General features: G+C 28.2%; 19 protein-coding genes. 17 read left to right on the top strand and 2 right to left on the bottom strand.

Going from position 1 to position 19201, the window contains the following annotated elements:
• Positions 1-173 precede the first annotated feature (173 nt).
• The 11 genes from IC758_RS02085 to IC758_RS02135 all read left to right on the top strand — a co-directional run bounded on the left by IC758_RS02085 (position 174) and on the right by IC758_RS02135 (position 12221).
• Positions 174-1247 (top strand): DUF362 domain-containing protein, encoded by a 1074-nt coding sequence (locus IC758_RS02085; protein WP_227434710.1) that lies wholly within the window; start codon positions 174-176, stop codon positions 1245-1247.
• 69 nt (positions 1248-1316) lie between these two features.
• Positions 1317-1580 (top strand): hypothetical protein, encoded by a 264-nt coding sequence (locus IC758_RS02090; RefSeq protein WP_021382847.1) that lies wholly within the window; start codon positions 1317-1319, stop codon positions 1578-1580.
• Between the two features lie 207 nt (positions 1581-1787).
• Complete coding sequence (gene bioB / locus IC758_RS02095) at positions 1788-2765, top strand: biotin synthase BioB (protein WP_227434711.1); 978 nt, start codon at positions 1788-1790, stop codon at positions 2763-2765.
• A gap of 220 nt (positions 2766-2985) precedes the next feature.
• Positions 2986-4008 (top strand): LacI family DNA-binding transcriptional regulator, encoded by a 1023-nt coding sequence (locus IC758_RS02100; RefSeq protein ID WP_227434712.1) that lies wholly within the window; start codon positions 2986-2988, stop codon positions 4006-4008.
• Positions 4009-4049: 41 nt separating this feature from the next.
• The gene (rbsK, locus tag IC758_RS02105; RefSeq protein WP_227434713.1) at positions 4050-4943 is read left to right on the top strand and encodes a ribokinase; all 894 of its coding nucleotides are present in this window, start codon (positions 4050-4052) and stop codon (positions 4941-4943) included.
• Between the two features lie 47 nt (positions 4944-4990).
• Positions 4991-5947: a substrate-binding domain-containing protein gene (locus tag IC758_RS02110; RefSeq protein ID WP_227434714.1), complete on the top strand. Its 957-nt coding sequence runs from the start codon at positions 4991-4993 to the stop codon at positions 5945-5947.
• 50 nt (positions 5948-5997) lie between these two features.
• The gene (locus IC758_RS02115; protein ID WP_227434715.1) at positions 5998-7509 is read left to right on the top strand and encodes a sugar ABC transporter ATP-binding protein; all 1512 of its coding nucleotides are present in this window, start codon (positions 5998-6000) and stop codon (positions 7507-7509) included.
• The gene (locus IC758_RS02120; protein WP_227434716.1) at positions 7493-8491 is read left to right on the top strand and encodes an ABC transporter permease; all 999 of its coding nucleotides are present in this window, start codon (positions 7493-7495) and stop codon (positions 8489-8491) included. The genes IC758_RS02115 and IC758_RS02120 overlap by 17 nt, the downstream gene beginning before the upstream one ends.
• Before the next feature lie 154 nt (positions 8492-8645).
• The gene (locus IC758_RS02125; protein ID WP_227434717.1) at positions 8646-9908 is read left to right on the top strand and encodes a M20 family metallopeptidase; all 1263 of its coding nucleotides are present in this window, start codon (positions 8646-8648) and stop codon (positions 9906-9908) included.
• 19 nt (positions 9909-9927) lie between these two features.
• Positions 9928-10671, top strand: a complete 744-nt coding sequence (locus IC758_RS02130; RefSeq protein ID WP_227434718.1) for a glutamine amidotransferase — start codon at positions 9928-9930, stop codon at positions 10669-10671.
• 164 nt (positions 10672-10835) lie between these two features.
• Positions 10836-12221: a M20 family metallopeptidase gene (locus IC758_RS02135; protein ID WP_413927360.1), complete on the top strand. Its 1386-nt coding sequence runs from the start codon at positions 10836-10838 to the stop codon at positions 12219-12221.
• A 366-nt stretch (positions 12222-12587) separates the two neighbouring features.
• On the opposite strand, the gene IC758_RS02140 is transcribed toward IC758_RS02135, so the two are convergent.
• Positions 12588-13232 (bottom strand): nitroreductase family protein, encoded by a 645-nt coding sequence (locus tag IC758_RS02140; protein WP_227434720.1) that lies wholly within the window; start codon positions 13230-13232, stop codon positions 12588-12590.
• A 265-nt stretch (positions 13233-13497) separates the two neighbouring features.
• Here IC758_RS02140 and IC758_RS02145 point away from each other — a divergent pair, with 265 nt between their 5' ends.
• From IC758_RS02145 to IC758_RS02160, 4 genes are all read left to right on the top strand, one after another.
• Positions 13498-14112 carry a TetR/AcrR family transcriptional regulator gene (locus IC758_RS02145; protein ID WP_227434721.1) on the top strand — a complete coding sequence of 205 codons (615 nt, stop codon included), beginning with the start codon at positions 13498-13500 and terminating at the stop codon, positions 14110-14112.
• Between the two features lie 410 nt (positions 14113-14522).
• Positions 14523-15362, top strand: a complete 840-nt coding sequence (locus IC758_RS02150) for a DUF5685 family protein (RefSeq protein WP_227434722.1) — start codon at positions 14523-14525, stop codon at positions 15360-15362.
• Entirely contained in the window at positions 15352-15795 is a 444-nt protein-coding gene (locus IC758_RS02155; protein WP_227434723.1) for a hypothetical protein, read from the top strand. The genes IC758_RS02150 and IC758_RS02155 overlap by 11 nt, the downstream gene beginning before the upstream one ends.
• A gap of 10 nt (positions 15796-15805) precedes the next feature.
• A complete protein-coding gene (locus tag IC758_RS02160; protein ID WP_227434724.1) occupies positions 15806-16303 on the top strand; it encodes a hypothetical protein in 498 nt (165 codons plus the stop codon).
• A 323-nt stretch (positions 16304-16626) separates the two neighbouring features.
• Here IC758_RS02160 and IC758_RS02165 read toward each other — a convergent pair whose 3' ends face one another.
• Positions 16627-17355, bottom strand: a complete 729-nt coding sequence (locus IC758_RS02165; protein WP_227434725.1) for an HAD family hydrolase — start codon at positions 17353-17355, stop codon at positions 16627-16629.
• 125 nt (positions 17356-17480) lie between these two features.
• Here IC758_RS02165 and IC758_RS02170 point away from each other — a divergent pair, with 125 nt between their 5' ends.
• A complete protein-coding gene (locus IC758_RS02170) occupies positions 17481-18569 on the top strand; it encodes a hypothetical protein (protein ID WP_227434726.1) in 1089 nt (362 codons plus the stop codon).
• Positions 18570-19047: 478 nt separating this feature from the next.
• Positions 19048-19143 carry a DUF6485 family protein gene (locus IC758_RS21150; protein WP_227434727.1) on the top strand — a complete coding sequence of 32 codons (96 nt, stop codon included), beginning with the start codon at positions 19048-19050 and terminating at the stop codon, positions 19141-19143.
• Positions 19144-19201 lie beyond the last annotated feature (58 nt).

Here is a 19201-nt window from a genome sequence, read left to right on the forward strand (position 1 = left end):
TATAGTATATAGAGCCTAAACTAGTAAAGAATTAAAAAAATGTAGTAAGGAGTTAAAATAATATTGTTTTTATTAAATAAAGATAAGAATCTTTAATTGTGGTAAAATATACTAAAAAATTACTTTAAAAGTGATAAAATTAATTCAAGTAAATATTTTAAAGGGGTGTAGATATGGAAAAGTCAAAAGTATATTTTTGTGACTTATACTCAAATTCGCAAAATAAAAATGTGCCAAACAATGTAAGAAGATTATTTGATACAGCAGGATTCAAAGATTTAATAGAAAAGAATGACCAAGTAGCAATCAAACTTCACTTTGGAGAAAAAGGAAATACTACATATATGAGTCCTGTAGCAGTTAGACAAGTGGTTGATAAGATTAAAGATTGTGAAGGAAAGCCATTTTTAACAGATACAAATACATTATATACAGGGAGTAGAACAAATTCTGTAGACCATCTTACAACAGCTATAGAAAATGGTTTTGCCTATGCAGTGGTAAATGCACCAGTAATAATTGCAGATGGATTGTACAGTAGAAATTATGAAAATGTACAAATAGATAAAAAACATTTTGAAAGTGTGAAAATAGGTGGCGAAATTTATAATTCTTCTGCAATGATAGTAATGAGTCATTTTAAAGGTCATGAAGCAGCAGGTTTTGGAGGAGCATTAAAAAATTTAGCTATGGGGTGTGCAAGTGCAGCAGGAAAGCAAATGCAACATTCTGATGTTACACCAGTAGTAAAAGAGAAGAAGTGTGTAGGATGTGGAAAATGTGTTAATTCTTGTCCTACAAAAGCTATAAGTATAGTAGATAAGAAGGCGATTATAGATTCTGATGTGTGTTATGGATGTGGAGAATGTCCAACTGTCTGTCCAACTAGAGCAGTAACTATACAATGGGAAAGTGACTCAGATGTATTTGTTGAAAAGATGGCAGAATACGCTTATGGAGCAGTATCAAACAAAAAAGATAAGGTAGGATATATAACTTTTGTTATGAATGTGACTCCACTTTGTGATTGTGTGCCTTGGTCAGGTAGACCGATTGCACATGATATAGGAATATTAGCATCAACAGACCCAGTAGCAATTGAACAAGCATGCTATGATTTGGTTTGTAAGGAAATGGGTCATGATGTGTTTAAACATGAGCATCCTCATGTAAATGGAACTAGAATAATAGACTATGCGTGTGAAATGGGAATGGGAAATAAAGAATATGAATTAATAAAATTATAAGAATAGTAGGACTTAAATGCATATAATTATTGTAAGAGAAATTTAAAAGTATCAAAGGAGTATGCATTTATGAAAATTTACTATGAGAAAGAAAATAGCAAGAAAGCTAATGTAAACAATATTCCAAGTGTATTTGCATTTAATTTTCTAAGAAACTTTTTAACTAGCAAAGAGTATGAGGAAACTAGAAAAGAATATTTTATAAATAATCTAACAAAAAGTCAGGTTAATCAAGCTATGAAGGATTTAAAATGGCTATTTAGAGAGTATGAAGGATTAGAGGTTGTTACAATGGAAAGCTTGGATGGAGTTAAGACAAGAATAGTTTTATAAATTAATAAGAATGATTCTTTAATAAAAAATACTGTTTTAATAATGATACGTATAAGATATTATACAAATACTATTTTAGAACAGTATTTTTTTTTATAATAGTAAACCTATATATAAAATAAAGTTGACCAATAAATGTTGTCTATGTAATACTATATATAATAAGTAAACTATATAAAAAATATAAGTTGACAAATAGGAGGATATATGGAAAAATACATAGTCAAATTAAAAAATAAAATATTGAGTGGAAAAGAAATAAATTATGAAGAAGCTCTTAATTTAATAAGTATTGATACTAATAACAAAAACAATTTTGATATCTTATTAAAATCTGCAAATGAAATAAGAGAATATTTTATGGGAAGAAAAGTAGATTTATGTACAATAATGAATGCTAAGTCTGGCAAATGTAGTGAAGACTGTAAATTTTGTGCACAATCATCTCATTATAAAACTGGGATAGAAGAATATTCATTACTAGATTATAATGAGATTTTAAAGAGAGCCAAAGAAATGGAAAGTAAAGGAGTACATAGATTCTCTTTAGTTACAAGTGGTAAAGGTATAACAGGAAAAGAGTTTAATGATATTTTAAATATCTATGAAGGATTAAGAGAAAATACTAATTTAAAATTATGTGCATCTCTAGGAATTATAGATTATGAGCAAGCTAAAAAGCTAAAACTAGTAGGTGTGACTACATATCATCATAATGTCGAGACATCTAAAGATAATTTTGATAATATATGTACAACACATACTTATCAAGACAGAATAAGAACAATTAAAGAAGCTAAAAGGGCTGGATTAGATGTATGTGTAGGTGGAATCATTGGGATGAATGAAAGTAAAGAACAAAGACTACAAATGGCTTTTGAAATACGAGAATTAAATACCAAATCAATTCCAATAAATATTTTAAACCCTATTAAGAATACTCCTATGGAAAATTATGATGTATTAGAGCCTATGGAAATATTAAAAACAACAGCAGTATTTAGATTTATAATTCCTAATGTATACATAAGATATGCTGGTGGAAGGCTATCTTTAAAAGGGTATGACAAAATTGGATTTAATGGTGGTGTAAATTCTGCAATTGTAGGTGATTATTTAACAACTGTAGGAAATGGAATTGAAAATGATAAAAAAATGATTATAGGACAAGGACTTGAACTTTAATAAAGATTACTTAAATTAATTAATGTACTTTTAAATAATTATAAAAGTATATTAATTTTTTTTTGTATATTAATATAAATATTAAATTTGAATTTATAAATTGCAATATTATGAAAAATAAGAAAAATATCAAAATTTGTATAAAGTAGTTGCAAAGCGAAAAAAGATATGATAGTATCTAGGTAACCGGTTAAGTAAAACGGTTTCCTAAATTGTGGGGGTGAACTTCTTGAGTATAACTATAAAAGAGATTGGCGAATTGGCTGGTGTTTCCAAAACAACTGTATCAAAAGTCATTAATAATAAAGATGAAAATATAAGTCAAGCAACAAGAGAAAAGATTTTAAAAATAATGAAGGAAAAAAATTATGTTCCAAATAAATTAGCACAAAGTTTAGTAACTAAAAGAACAAATACAATAGGACTTCTTATACCAGATATACGAAATCCATTTTTCACAGATGTATCAAGAGGTGTGGAAGATAAAGCTAATGAGGAAGGTTATAATATAATTTTATGTAATACAGATGAAGATGCCAAAAAGGAATATGAAGGGATAAGAACATTATCAGAAAGAATGATAGATGGAATTATATTTGCAGCATCATCAAATACAAACTGGAAAGAGGCAAATTACAAAGATATAAAAATACCAACAGTATTAATCGATAAGAAAATAAGTATGAATAAAGAAACCTTAAAAGGCATAGTTAAAATAAATAACTTTGAGGGTGCATATATAGCTACAAAACATTTATTAGATATTGGAAATAAGAAAATAATATACTTGAGTGGTCCACTTCAAAATGAAATAGCAATAGATAGATTAGAAGGATATAAAAAAGCTTTAACTGAGTGTAATTTAGATTACAATTCTAATTATGTATTTGAAGGAAAATATAAGATTGAATGGGGCCAAGAATTTATAAAAAAATTAGAAGTGATAGATTTTAATGCGATATTTTGTGCAAATGATTTAATTGCAATAGGTGTTATCAGAGGTCTTCAAGAAAGAGGATTAAATATACCAAACGATGTAAGCGTTGTGGGATTTGATGATATTCAAACTTCTAGTTTAATAAGTCCTCCACTTACAACAGTACGACAACCATCTTATGATATAGGATATAAAGCCAGTGAAATATTAATAAATTGTTTAAGAGGAGATAAGAAAGAATCCTTTGATGAATTAATTTTTAAGGCAGAACTAGTGATAAGAGCTTCAACTAAAGAAAGTAATTAACAGCATGAAAAGCATAAATAGATATGTAAAGGAGTAACGTAATGGGAAACATAGTTGTCATAGGAAGTGTAAATATGGACATGGTATGTTCTGTAGATAAAAGACCAGAAAAAGGAGAAACAATACTAGGTAATAGCTTTTTTACATCACCTGGGGGAAAAGGTGCTAACCAAGCAGTTTCAGCATCTAAGTTAGGTGCAAATGTAAAAATGATATCTTGTGTAGGGGAAGATAGCTTAGGCGAAGAATTGATACGAAATTTTAAAGAGAATAAAGTTGATTATAATTTGATAGCTAGAAATAATCAAAAAAGTTCTGGTGTTGCTGTCATAACACTATGTGAAAATGATAATAGTATTGTTGTTGTGCCAGGAACAAATGAACTAGTAGATATAAACTTAATTAAAAAGAATGAAGAAGAGATAAAGAATGCAGATATAGTATTACTACAGTTAGAGATTCCACTAGAAACAATAAAATATGTAGTAAATTTCTGTTTTGAAAATAATATAAAGGTTTTATTAAATCCAGCACCAGCAATAAGATTAGATGAAGATATAATAGAAAAAGTAACCTATTTAACACCAAATGAACATGAATATAAGATAGTTTTTGACACAGAGGAAAGTATAGAAGAAGTATTAAAAAAACATCCAAATAAACTTGTAGTAACAGAAGGAAAAAATGGAGCTAGATTTTATGATGGTAAAGAAGTAAAACATGTGTCTTGTATAAATGTTGATGTTCAAGATACTACAGGGGCAGGTGATACTTTTAATGGAGCATTGTCAGTAGCTATAACAGAAGGCAAAGACTTATATACAGCAGTAGGGTATGCTGTAGTAGTGTCAGGACTATCTGTAACAAAATTAGGTGCTCAATCTGGAATGCCTTATAGGGAAGATGTTGAAAAATATTTAGATATTAATAAATAAAAATTAAAATTGTTCAAATCTAAAACTATTAAAAATGGAGGGTAATTATGAGAAAAATTTTATCTTTAGGAATTGTTGCAACACTAGCAGTAGGAATGTTAACAGGATGTTCAATGGATGGACCAGGTAAATCAGAAAAGAAGGATAATTCAGCTAAGAAAGATTTAACTATAGGGGTATCTACAATAACTCTTCAACATCAATTTTTTATAGACATTGATGAAGGGATAAAAGAAAAAGCTAAAGAACTAGGTGTAAAAGTCATAGTAAATGACCCAGACCAAGATGTAGCTAAGCAAACATCAGCTATAGAAGATTTTATACAACAGGATGTAGATGGAATGATAGTACTTGGAACAGATAATTCAGCTATAGTACCAGCTGTAGAGGGAGCATTTGAAAAAATGCCTGTAGTTACAGTAGATGCTGTATTAAATACTGAAAATATTACAAGTTATGTTGGAACAGTTAGTTACGATGCTGGTAAAAAATTAGGCGAATACACTAAAAAGTATATAGATGAAAACTTAGGTGGAAAATCAGAAATTGCAATAGTAACAGATTTAAAATCTCAAATACAAATGCAAAGAATAGATGGGTTTAAAGAAGCATTAAAAGGTTCAGCTAATGTTAAAATATTAAACTCACAACCAGGATATGATAGAGAAGAATCTCTTAATACTGTAGAAAACTTAATTCAATCTAATCCAAATGTAGATATAATATATGCAACAGCTGAAAATAGTGTATTAGGAGCTAAAGCTGCACTTGAATCTGCAAAAAATAAGGATGTTAAGATTGTAGGATTTGATTTAACTGATGAAGCAGCAACTGGAATAACAGATGGAACTGTTCTTGCTATGATTCAGCAACAACCTAAAGAAATGGGACGTTTGGCAGTAGAAGCAGTAGTAAAGGCTATAAAAGGTGAAAAGGTAGAGAAAAATATACCAGTACCAGCCTTACTTTATGATAAAGAAAATATAAAAGACTTTAAGAATTAATAAAAAATAAGATTATTTAAAAGAAATCCTATCTAAAAAGGAGTGTCATTATGAGTAATATAATTCTAAAGTTAAGTAATATTGCTAAGGAATTTCCTGGAGTTAGGGCGTTGGATAATGTTAATTTTGAGTTATTTCATGGCGAAGTTCATGCACTACTGGGTGAAAATGGTGCTGGTAAATCAACAATGATAAAGATTTTAACTGGTGCACATGCAAAGACTGCTGGTAAATTTATTTTTGAAGGAAAAGAGATAGAAAATATATCACCAGATATTTCTAAAAAAATAGGTATAAATGCCATATATCAAGAATTAACAGTATTTGATGAATTGACAGTAGCACAAAATATTTTTATGGGAAAAGAAATAAATGGCAAGGTCTTAACTAATGATAAAAAAATGAATGAAGAATCTAAAAAGATTTTTGACAATATGGGAATAGATATAAATCCAAGTAGCTTAGTCAAAGAACTTAGTATAGCTCAAAAGCAAATGGTTGAAATAGCAAGAGTTTTATCATCAGAAACTAAGGTATTGATAATGGATGAGCCAACATCTTCAATAAGTAAAAAAGAAACTGAGATACTTTTTAGACTTATAAATGATTTAAAGAGTAGTGGAGTTAGTATAATATATATTTCTCATAGAATGGAAGAACTTTTTGAGATTTGTGACAGAATAACTATAATGCGAGATGGGAAAACGATTTCGACTTTGAATACCAAAGAAGTATCATCTGAGGAAGAATTAGTTAATTTAATGATAGATAGAAAATTAGACCAATTTTTCCCTAAAAGAAAGGTAGAAATCAAAGAAGAAATTATGAGGGTAGAAAATCTAACTAAAAACAATGTTTTTAATAATGTCAGCTTTAATATAAGAAAAGGAGAAATTTTAGGAATAGGTGGATTAGTTGGAAGCAAGAGAAGTGAAATCGTAGAGGCTATATTTGGACTTAGAACATATAGTTCTGGGAAAATATATTTAAATAATAAAGAAATTAAATTTAAAACACCATCGGATGCAATTGAAAATGGTTTAGGTTTGATAACAGAAGATAGAAAGGGCACTGGATTATTTTTACAGATGAGTGTCAAAGAAAATACAACTATGGCAGGATTAAAGAAAGTATCTAAATTTAAATCAGTTATAGATAGAAAAAAAGAAAAAGAAGTTTTAGAAAAATACATAGAAGCTTTAAAAATAAAGACTCCACATATGAATCAGGTTATACAGAGCTTAAGTGGTGGTAACCAACAAAAAGCTATAATAGCCAGATGGCTTTTATTACAACCAGACATATTAATTATGGATGAACCGACTAGAGGTATAGATGTAAATGCTAAAGCAGAAATATACAATCTAATGGGTGACTTGGTAGAGGATGGCGTAAGTATCATAATGATATCTTCAGAGATACCAGAGTTGATATCAATGAGTGACAGGATAATGGTTATGAGAGAGGGTCATATAAGTGGCTTTTTAGAAGGTGAAGAAATGGTTGAAAATAATGTATTAAAATTGGCTTTTGGAGGTAAAATTAATGAGTTCAATAACTAAGCATAAAGAAAATGCTTCATCTCCATTATTATCAAAATTAACAAGTGTATTTAAAGACCAGGGGAGTGCAGCTATAGGACTTGTAATAATTTTTATAATAATGAGTGTAGCTTCATCTAATTTTTTAACTTTAGATAATTTAATTAATGTTGGAAGACAAATATCAATAAATGCAATTCTTGCAGTAGGGATGACTTTTGTAATAATTACAGGAGGAATAGACTTAAGTGTAGGAGCAGTAATTGCTTTAGTAGGTACATTTTGGGCTACAACAGTAGTGAATTACAATGCACCTGTATGGGTGGGTATGTTACTGGCATTAGCAATTGGAACAATACTAGGTATCATAAAAGGTGCAATTATTTCAACACAAAAATTACCACCATTTATCGTAACTTTAGCTATGTTGACAATAATAAGTGGAGCAAGCTTTGTGTTTACAGGAGGGAGACCTATATCAGTAAACACAGATGCATTTAAGATGCTTGGTAGAGGATATGTTGGACCAATACCAATACCAGTTATAATTATGATTATAGTCGTAATAGCAGGACATTTTCTCTTAAAAAGAACTGATTTTGGACGCCATGTACATGCTGTAGGTGGGAATGAAGAAGCAGCTAGACTATGTGGAGTAAAAGTAAATAAAGTCATAGTTAAAGTATATGCCTTAGCTGGATTATTAACAGCTTTAGCTGGAATAATATTATCTTCACGTTTAGCATCAGGTTCACCAACTGTTGGAGATGGAGCCGAATTGGATGCTATAGCAGCAGTTGTGCTTGGAGGTACTAATATGATGGGTGGTTCTGGTTCTATAGTAGGTACATGTATAGGTGTTGGAATAATAGGAATATTAGGAAATGGATTAAACCTATTGAGTGTATCTTCATATAATCAGATGATTATAAAAGGTTTGGTAATGTTATTTGCTATATGGATAAATAACATAAAATTAAAAAAATCAGCTAAAGTAAAATAATAAATATTACTTAACTAGTAAGCTATAAGAATTATTAGTTTTGCATAGGTGCTAAATAAAAAGGATAGGTATTAAATAAAAAGAAAGATTGTAATTTAAGCAGAGGATATTAACTTTGAAATCTTAAATGTGAAAATAAATCTTGGGAGGAAATATGAAAAAAATTCTCTTAGATACATTAAATAGCAATAAAAAAGAATATATAGACTATTTAAAAGAGCTTGTAAGTATCAAAACCGAAGATGTAGGTCATGGAATACTAGGTGGATTTGAAAAGGAAGGTCAAGAATATATTGAAAAACTTGCAAATTCCATAGGTTTTAGTGTAAATAGGCAAGAAATGAGCGAAGATTTAATTAAAAAGGCAAAAGACATATATAAAGAAGGTAATCTAGGTCACAATTATGATGATAGATATAATTTAATATGTAAGTACAGTGATAATTTGCCTGGTAAGACAATAGTTTTTAATGGTCATGTAGATACTATGCCACCTGGTGATATAAAAAAATGGAGATATAATCCATATTGTGCTACAGAAGATAAAGGGAAGCTTTATGGACTTGGAACTGCAGATATGAAATCTGGTCTAATGGCTTCAATATTAGCTGTAAAACTTATAAAAGATAGTGGCTTAAATATACCTGGCAATATAAAGGTAATGTCGGTGGTAGATGAAGAAGGCGGAGGAAATGGAACTATAAATGCAGTTATGAATGGAATTGATGGAGATTACTGTGTAATTTGTGAACCATCAGAGAAGGACATAATAATTGCACATATGGGATTTGTATTCTTTGAGGTTGAAGTTAAAGGTGTATCTCTCCACTGTGGAAGTAAGTGGGAAGGTGTAAATGCTATAGAAAAGGCAATGTTATTACTCCAAGATATAAAAGAGTTAGAACATAATTGGCTTATGAGGTATAAACATGCTTTATTACCTCCACCTACAATAAATCTAGGCGTAATAAATGGTGGAACAGCAGGTTCTACTGTACCAGATAAATGTGTATTTAATTTATGTGTACATTTCTTGCCAAATACAATGAGTTATGAGCAAGTTGTGGAAGATATAACTAAGGTTATAATGACAAGAGCTGATGGAGATTTGTGGCTTAAAGATAATAAACCAGAGATAAATATATATCAATCAGGATTAGGTTTTGAGATGGACAAGCAATCTGAATTTATAGTTAATACTCAAAAGATATTAGAAGAAACCTTAGAAAGAAAGCTAAATATAAAGGGGTCAACGGCTGGAAATGATGCAAGACTGATGAAAAACTTAGCTAAAATCCCAACACTAATATTAGGGCCAGGTTCAATAGAACAATGTCATTCAATAGATGAGTATGTTGAAATTCAAGAGTATTTAGACAGTATACTTATGTATGCCAGTCTAATATTAAACTTATAAAAGTAGGAGGAATATATAGATGAAAAAAGTATTAATAGTAGGGGAATCGTGGGTAAAAAATATAACTCATATAAAGGGATTTGACACATTTGTTACAACACATTATGAAGAAGCAGTAAAATGGTTAAAAGAAGCAGTAGAGTCTGGAGGATATGAAGCAGTTCATATGCCTGCACATGTAGCAGCAGACAGTTTTCCATATAAATTGGAAGAGTTAAATGAGTATGATTGTATAATATTATCTGATATAGGTTCTAATACATTCTTATTATCTAATAGTACATTTATAGATTGTAATAGTAAACCAGATAGACTTGAGTTAGTTAAAGAGTATGTAAATAGCGGTGGAGCATTAATCATGGTAGGTGGATATATGTCATTTACAGGTATAGATGCAAAAGCTAGATTTGGAGAAACTGCTATCAAAGATGTATTGCCAATAACAATGATAGATAAAGATGATAGGGTTGAAAAACCAGCAGGAATAACTCCAGTCGTTGTTGATTCTGAACATCCAGTTTTAAAAGATATACCAAAGGAATGGCCACAGTTTTTAGGATATAATAAGACAATAGCTAAAGATAATTGTCCTGTGCTAGCGACTATTGGAGGAGACCCATTTGTAGCTGTTGGCGAATTTGGAAAAGGAAAATCTGCTATCTTTAGTTCTGATTGTGCACCTCATTGGGGTCCAAGAGAATTTACTGATTGGAAATATTATAATAAATTATGGGTTAATATGCTTGATTGGTTAACATGCTAAAAATTTTATAAATTTAAAAGACCTCTTACTTGATAAAGTGTAATTTACAAGTCAAGAGGTTTTCTTATATAAAATGATTATAATATAGAAGCTATTTAAAAAATAATTATTTTATATAATCAAATAATATAATTATTAGTCTTATGGAGGAGAATATGGTTAATATAAATGATTTAAATAAAAAATTTATAATGGATTATATAGATAAAATACAAGGAGAGTTAAGAGATATATCAGATAAAATATGGAAAAATCCAGAACTTCAATATAAAGAATATTATGCTTCAAACTTACAAAAAGAATATTTAAAAAAACATGATTTTAGTGTAGATGAATTAGAGGATATGGATACAGCATTTGTAGCTAGCTATGGAGAAAGTAAGCCAGTTATAGCAGTTTTAGGTGAATATGATGCATTAGATGGTTTGTCTCAAAAAGTATCCATTACAAAAGAACCTATTTCAGATGGTGGTGCGGGTCATGGTTGTGGACATAATTTACTTGGTACGGGTTCAATAGGAGTTGTAATTGCAATAAAGGAACTAATCAAACTAAAAAAATTGAAAGGAACTATAAAATATTATGGATGTCCAGCAGAAGAAGATTTGTCAGGAAAAGTATTAATGATAAAAAAAGGTTTCTTTAATGGAATTGATTGTGCATTTAGTTGGCATCCATTTGATATAAACACTCCAATAAGAATTCCAACTCTTGCTAATTATTCTGTAAAGTTTAGATACAAGGGTGTTAGTGCACATGCAGCACAAGCTCCTTATAACGGAAGAAGTGCACTTGATGCAGTGGAACTTATGAACATAGGCTGTAACTATTTAAGAGAGCATATATTTGATAGCTGTAGAGTTCATTATGTAACTACTAATGGTGGAAAAATGCCAAACATAGTTCCAGACTTTGCAGAAGTATGGTATTACATAAGAGGCGTTAAAATGGAGCATGTAAGAGATATATTTGACAGAATTGTTGATATAGCAAAAGGAGCAGCATTGATGACTGGTACTAGTATGGAATATAATATTGTAAGTGGAGTATATGACTATATTCCAAATACAATATTAACAGATGTTTTATCAAAAAACATGAAATTGATAGGAGTACAAAAGTATGATGAAGATGACTACTATTTTGCAAAAAAATTAGTTGAAACAGTTTCTATAGATAAAAGAATTAATGTGTCTAGTGTATTAAGTGGAAACAAGGAGATTACTAAGATGAATCTACATGATGAAGTTACAGATGATACCTTTACTCATAATAACTGTATATCACTATCATTAGATATTGGAGATGTTAGTTACATAACTCCCACAGCACAATGTTCTTGTTCAGTTTGGCCTATTGGTATTTCTGCTCATACATGGCAATCTTGCGCTAGTGCAGGTTCTGACATGGGATTTAAAGCGATGTTGTTAGCATCAAAATCTATAGCATGTTCAATAAATGATGTAATGCTTGATGAATCTATTGTAGATAAAGCAAAAAAGGAATTAAAAGATACTTTAGGCAGTTTTGAATATACTCCAATTATTTAAAAATTAACTTAATGTAAGTAAGATTGAATTGTATGAATTAGTATAAATATATATTGAGAGCCATAGGAACGACTAATTCTAAGACACAGACAAAAGTAAAAATAATTGATTATGGTGGATATACATATACTTTAAAAGAAATACAGGAAAGTTATTTACCAGAGTTGAAGGAAAAGAATTTAATTTCAGGCTCAATAAAAGGACTTATAATTTATAAGTCCTTTTATTATATTTATTCTTTGTTTGTAATTAATTTGATTATCTTAGGCTCAGTTAAATTATAGATTCCTCTGAGAAACAGCATGTCATCTATTATTAAAAATATGTAAGAATAGTTTATAAATATTTGGTTTTCAATATTATTTATTATATCCATTTTATTGATGGATGAGGAATGGCTCTGCCTTCCTTAATTACAGATGTTGTAGGGAAACCAATTGTACAGGCATCAAAGCCATATTCACCTGTTGGTACTCCTAAAATATCGCAAAAATCTTTATTATTACTTAATCTTCCTATTACACTAACAAGTTCAAAACCTAATCCTAAAGCAGTTGCTTTAAGCCACATATTCTGCATAACATGAGATAATGACTTTTGTTCTATGGCTGGTATTCCACGACGTTCTGCCACAATAATAAGATAAGGTGCTGACCCTACACCAAGAACCCCTTTTTTAACTTGCATCTTTAAAGAAGTAATGAAGGATTGTAGAGCTATGTCATTATCGGCCTTCTTCTCATGGGTTGATATTTGAGTTTTAATAACATCAATAAGAATAGTTTTTATTTTATCCATTTGTAAACTGTTATTTGAGATAACAAAGAAATGTCTGAAATCTGTTTGTTTTGCTACTGCAAGTATTGCATAAGGTGCAAGTCTTCCAGTTTCAATTATTTTTTCAACCAGTTCTTTTGAAGGTACTTCTTTTGTAAAACTTCTTATGGATCTTCGAGTTCTTAATAGCATATCCAAAACTTCATTAACATTGTTTTTATCTAAATTGTTCATTTTTATCCTCCATTAATACTTATTCTTAAGATATCCTATAATGTATTCATATAAAGGCGAAATTTTAGGTCATATTAAACATTTACTTCAAATCAATTCGCTATTTTTTATGAACACATTGTTGATTAATAATCTATATGTATATTATAATATGTATATTGATTTATGCAATGAACAATAATATTTAAATTGTTAAGTAATAAACATTTAATATAAAATTGTCAATTAAAATTAAAAAAATTTATATAGAGCGAGGAAATAATTCATGAAAAAAGTATCTGTTGATAGAAGAACAATACGTACTAAAAAAATGATTAGGTCTGCATTAGCAGAGTTAATAGATGAGAAAGGATTTAACAATATATCAGTTACTGACTTAACTCAAAGGGCAGATATAAATAGAGGAACCTTCTACCTGCATTATGTTGATAAGTATGACTTGTTAGAGAAAATTGAAAATGAAATAATACAGGAAATTGAAGAAGAGACTAAGCACCTTGATTCAGTCAACATGATGAACATGGATGCCTCAAATGAACCTCTTCCATTTATGGTAAAGCTTTTTGAATATTTTAGAAAAAATTCAGTAATTATTAAATCTATTTTAGGTCCAAAAGGTGACCCTACCTTTGAAAGAAAAATAAAAAAATTTATTGAAATCAATTTGTTTGAGAAACAAAAATTAAAAAATTTTAACATAGATGAGGCAATAATTTCGGAAGAATATTTTATACAATATATACTTTCAGCGGACTTAGGTGTAATTCAATATTGGCTTGAAAAAAACATGAAAGAATCTCCTGATGAAATGGCACTGATACTTGCTAGAATGTCGTTACTTGGTCCATTAAGAGCAGTAGGTATTCGTAAAGACTCATAAAAACCATCAGAAAAATAATTCTAAACAATGAATTATAATTTTATTAATGATATAATAATAATTAATAAAAAATAGAGAAATAATGACTTGTTCAAATGCAAAGGATATACTACTGTTAAATGATATAAGTAACTTAGAGATAACACATAGTAAGTCAAAAGGATATATAACATTAGTAAGTAAAAAAGAGTAAAAACTTACATAATGTACTATATAATAAATGATTTAGAAAATAAATATAATGAGTTTATAGATAACAAAGTAAATATTTATGTAAGTCACAATACTTTTTATAAACCATAAAGAAGTATTGAGAATATAAAAGAGTTAAATGTGATATTTATAGATATAGATTGTTACAATACAAATTATAATTTATTATATAAAAAGTAGTACAAGAAGGAGTATTTATGTTTGGATATGTTAAAATAAACAAAATGGATTTAACATTTAGAGAATATGACCATTACAAAGCTTATTATTGTGGGTTATGTAAATATCTAAAAAGAAATCATGGAGAAATCTCAAGGTTTTCTTTAAACTACGATATAACATTTCTAATTATCTTATTAACTTCAGTATATAAGCCAGAGTCTATAAGTACAGAAGAAGTGTGTGTAGTCAGTCCATTTAAGAAGAAAAAGATAATAACAAATGATATTACCGAATATGCAGCAAGTATGAATGTTCTTTTAACGTATTATAAATTGGAAGATAATTTAATGGATGATAAACGCATAAAAGATAAATTAGCATATTATATATATAAAAACAAATTAAACTTAGCCTATGAGAAATATCCTGAAAAAGCTGAGTATATAAAGCAACAATTAAATGAATTAAATAAGTTAGAAAAGGACAAAAATATAAATATAGATGAAGTGTCTAATGTCTTTGGAAATATAATGGGAGAAGTATTTGCATATAAAAAAGATGAAAATGAGAGAAATCTAAGAATGATAGGCTTTAATATAGGTAAATATATATATTTACTAGATGCATATGAAGATTTAGATGAAGATTTTAAGAAAGGAAGATATAATCCTTTTATAGAATATATAGATAAAAATGATGAGTTAAAAGAAAAAGTAAAAAAAATAATTGTAACATCATTAGGTTTTTTAGCTAGGGGAATTGATAATTTAAATCTAAATAAAAACGTTGGAATAATAGAAAATATAATTTATTCTGGAGTTTATTTAAGATACATGAATATATTAGAAAGTAGAGGTGGAAAGAATGTACAGTAATACTTATAATAATGAAAATTTTATGAGAGCAAGAGCTTTTATGGAAAATAGTGAATTTAAAAAAGCCTATGATTTTTTAAAAACATTAACTGACAAATGTGCAGAGTGGTATTATCTAACTGGTTTTTCTGCGATGAATATTGGATATTATGAAGAAGGAGAAGACTTCTTAAAGAGAGCAAAATTCATGGAGCCTGAAAATCAAGAATACAATGATGCACTTAGAAGTTATACACAATATAGAAATGAATATAACAATAGAGCTGATAATTATAATAGAAGAAGACGTAATGATTTAGATGGATGTTGTTGCTGTTGTTGTGATGACTGTTGTTGCTGTCTAGGTGATGATTGTTGTGAAAACTGCGCTAAACTTTGGTGTCTAGATTCCTGTTGTGAATGTTTTGGTGGAGATTTAATATCTTGTTGTTAGGATGATAAATATGAGTATAAAAGTTGCTTATGGAGGAGTTTTATTAGCATTAAATGTGATACTGTTAACTCTTACAAATATTATTCCTGTAAATACATTGTTTATTATGGGGTTAGCATCGCTTTTAGTATCAATTGTAATAATGGAATGGGGATTTAAAAGTGGAATTGCTTTTTATATAGGTTCTGTAGCATTAGGATTTATAGTAATGGCAAGTAAATCTCAATGGATTGTATATTCTCTTACTTTTGGGATATATGGTATTGTTAAATATTTTATAGAAAAAGATAGGTCAATATATATTGAGTATCTTATGAAAGTAGTATTTGCAAATATAATGATAGTTATATTGTACTTTATATTAAGGACAATAGTTTATATTCCAATAAATATTATTATAGTAGCTTCATTTGAGGTAGCCTTTATAATATATGATTATGTATATAGTTCTTTTATAGATTATTACAATAATAGACTAAGAAAGATGTTATTTAAAAATAACAACTGACTTAATGTTTTACTTTAGAATGGTTTTAATTTTTATATGAATAATACATTTGCAAAGGTACATTGAAATATAAAAATAAAATTAACATATGTATGAGTTTATTTAATAAAAAAGGCTTTGATTTTTATATCAGAGTCTTTTTATGTTGTTATACAAACTTTTAATGTTTTAGCAATAACAATTTTTATATTTGAAATAGATACTTACCATCTATGAACTAAAATATATAATATGAATAAAAATAAAGGATATCACTTCAATGATGACATCCTTTATTATAATAAGACTTTTGTTGTATAAGTCTTTAAAAGAGCTAATATAAATTAAATATCTACCATATTAACATCTGTAGATAAAGAATAGATAATGTCTTTTCTTTCTACTATTATTTCAACATTTTTAGAAATTTCCTTATTAAGTGATATTTGAGCCAAAAGTTCTTTTGTAGGATTTATTGCTATTGGATTTCCAACTCTTTTTAGCATATTTATATCGCCATTAGTATCTCCATAAGCGTACGAATTTGATAGGTCTAAATCATATTTTACAACAAAATCATTTATAGCGTTATTTTTACTTATAGAATCCCACATTGGTATGACTGTTCCTGTAAATATATCATCTTCAAATACATAATCACTTCCTAAGAAGTCAGTTACATTGTATTTTTTAGCCATTTTTTCAACCAAAAACCCAGGGCTGCCAGAAATAAAGATAACTATGTGACCTTGATTTAAATGCCAATCTATTCTTGAACGTGTGTATTTATAAACTCTATCTGCTTTTAATTTAATTACTTGGTCACTTGTAAAATTAATGCAAGTTTTGTCTAAGCCTTTTAAGGAGTCAACATAAAGATTACATATTTCTAGTAAGTAATCATCATAGTTGCCTTGTCTTTTATCCCAATCCATAAATGTATCTCTGGCGTGTTTATACCAATTTTTTTGGTCAATTATATCATATTTAATTAATTTCTTAAAATGTTCAACCATAAGAGAGTCCCTATAAAGAGTACCATCTATATCAAAAAAAGCTGCTATATTTTTCATAAAAACCACCTCAATTAATCATTTCCTTATATTATATTATAAATTATACCTAAGTTGTTAAAATATATGTATAATAATTTATATATTAAAAAACAAAGATTTTAAATTTTAAAGGACGTGATTGTATGAATTTTAATTTTGCAAAGGTTACAAATTCTAGACTTATGGGGAGCTTGGGTCTTATAATAAATTGGATAGACAATAAAAACAATCACTTTTGTCAATATTTTTTATTGGATGCAGAAGGATTAGGTCTGGCGGATTATGTGAGTTTAAAAAATCCAACACAAGAAGAAGCTTATAGGGAAGAAGAAAGATTAATGGGTGGATTTGGCTCAGATAGAATTGGATTAACAGAGGAGGAATCTCTGTTTTTAGTATCTTATTTTGGAAATAAGAATATTTGTTATAACAAGATATTGCCAGGAGATAAATGTGAATACATTGACATTATAAAAAATTATAAAACAGATTTAACTATAGAAAAATTATATAATAAAATATGTAAAAGAGTTGATGAGGAAGTTGAATTCATAAACTATATGACTATGAGGTTTATAGCATGGGATAGAGAAAGCTTAAGATACTTTTCAGGAAGTGAAGAGATTGCAAATATGCATATTACAAATATCAATGGTACATTACTTAAAAATACAGTAAGTAATAAAGGACAAGGTAGGTATATTAGTGAGGCTTTATATGAAGATAATGATGGGTATTATACATGTAAAATAGCCTTTTGTATAAGTAAATGTAATGATACTGGTTTTAAAATCAATTCTATGCTAGTAACAGATAAAGAGCCTATGTACGATTTTGAAGTTTTTGATGAAATTTCTAAGAGTGAATTTGTAAGTGTATATAGCGTAAGTTCACCTGAGGAATTTGCAAAAGTATTTTATGAAGAAAATCCGTTCTTATTAAAAAGTAATATGAATGAAGGTATATTTTTTACTAGATTTAATTTTAATAATGACCATGTTAAAGAAAATGTATATATAATAAATAATGATATGAAAGCTATATATTACTTAATGGGAAACAAGTTTTTTATAGGGACTTATAGTGATAATGATTGTAATTGTATTAATGAAATAAGTCAGTCTAATTATAGCAAATATATTAAATTTGAAGAGAAATTTTTCTTTGAGCAAAATGCTTTATACGATTTTGCAGAGTCAGATTCAATAGACTTTGATGATTTTTTGGAATAGTATATGATTTTTGACATTATTTAAGCGAGATTAACTGAATTTAATCTCGCTTAAATTTATTTCTATAATATTGGGGGAATATTATGAGGAATACATTTATTATTGTGGTCAATTATTAAAATTTTATACAATTTATATAAAAATATTTTATTTCTTTTTTTTATAATATTTGCCAATATTGGTTTTTAGCATACCGTATCTCAACATATTACTAGATATATAGGGAGTAAGATATATTTTATGATTGTTATATGATGAAGCAATGAAGTTTTATAATGAAAATAAAATAATCTTAAAGAGTCATGAATGATAGTTATAATAGAATTACTAGCTTTTATTTATTTGTAAATATATTAGAATCATACCAGTTCCAGAAAAGTAAAATACACATATTTTATTCAAAATAATGCCTACTATAAACAAGATAATGACTTGTTAGAGTCATTATAACATAGAGTTAGTAAACTTAAGTTGAGAAATGCCAAATAAATCCAAAAAATATGAGAAAGAGTGTAGACCATGTATCCTTGACAATCTAAAAGAGAAGAAAACGCCAGCATGTTTTTTTGTATAGTTAATGAAGATATAAGTGATGTAATTGACTACTCCATTCAAGGATTTGTGGGTTACTT

Source organism: Clostridioides sp. ES-W-0016-02 (assembly GCF_020641035.1).
Taxonomy (GTDB): Bacteria; Bacillota; Clostridia; order Peptostreptococcales; family Peptostreptococcaceae; genus Clostridioides.

What these genes read in the sequence shown, in the direction of transcription:
- IC758_RS02150 (WP_227434722.1), top strand. Translation starts at nt 14,523, where the DNA reads ATGTTTGGATATGTTAAAATAAACAAAATGGATTTAACATTTAGAGAA.
- IC758_RS02115 (WP_227434715.1), top strand. Translation starts at nt 5,998, where the DNA reads ATGAGTAATATAATTCTAAAGTTAAGTAATATTGCTAAGGAATTTCCT.
- IC758_RS21150 (WP_227434727.1), top strand. Translation starts at nt 19,048, where the DNA reads ATGCCAAATAAATCCAAAAAATATGAGAAAGAGTGTAGACCATGTATC.
- IC758_RS02140 (WP_227434720.1), bottom strand. Translation starts at nt 13,232, where the DNA reads ATGAACAATTTAGATAAAAACAATGTTAATGAAGTTTTGGATATGCTA.
- IC758_RS02110 (WP_227434714.1), top strand. Translation starts at nt 4,991, where the DNA reads ATGAGAAAAATTTTATCTTTAGGAATTGTTGCAACACTAGCAGTAGGA.
- IC758_RS02090 (WP_021382847.1), top strand. Translation starts at nt 1,317, where the DNA reads ATGAAAATTTACTATGAGAAAGAAAATAGCAAGAAAGCTAATGTAAAC.
- IC758_RS02120 (WP_227434716.1), top strand. Translation starts at nt 7,493, where the DNA reads ATGAGTTCAATAACTAAGCATAAAGAAAATGCTTCATCTCCATTATTA.
- bioB (WP_227434711.1), top strand. Translation starts at nt 1,788, where the DNA reads ATGGAAAAATACATAGTCAAATTAAAAAATAAAATATTGAGTGGAAAA.
- IC758_RS02130 (WP_227434718.1), top strand. Translation starts at nt 9,928, where the DNA reads ATGAAAAAAGTATTAATAGTAGGGGAATCGTGGGTAAAAAATATAACT.
- IC758_RS02165 (WP_227434725.1), bottom strand. Translation starts at nt 17,355, where the DNA reads ATGAAAAATATAGCAGCTTTTTTTGATATAGATGGTACTCTTTATAGG.
- IC758_RS02155 (WP_227434723.1), top strand. Translation starts at nt 15,352, where the DNA reads ATGTACAGTAATACTTATAATAATGAAAATTTTATGAGAGCAAGAGCT.
- IC758_RS02145 (WP_227434721.1), top strand. Translation starts at nt 13,498, where the DNA reads ATGAAAAAAGTATCTGTTGATAGAAGAACAATACGTACTAAAAAAATG.
- IC758_RS02085 (WP_227434710.1), top strand. Translation starts at nt 174, where the DNA reads ATGGAAAAGTCAAAAGTATATTTTTGTGACTTATACTCAAATTCGCAA.
- IC758_RS02125 (WP_227434717.1), top strand. Translation starts at nt 8,646, where the DNA reads ATGAAAAAAATTCTCTTAGATACATTAAATAGCAATAAAAAAGAATAT.
- IC758_RS02160 (WP_227434724.1), top strand. Translation starts at nt 15,806, where the DNA reads ATGAGTATAAAAGTTGCTTATGGAGGAGTTTTATTAGCATTAAATGTG.
- IC758_RS02170 (WP_227434726.1), top strand. Translation starts at nt 17,481, where the DNA reads ATGAATTTTAATTTTGCAAAGGTTACAAATTCTAGACTTATGGGGAGC.
- rbsK (WP_227434713.1), top strand. Translation starts at nt 4,050, where the DNA reads ATGGGAAACATAGTTGTCATAGGAAGTGTAAATATGGACATGGTATGT.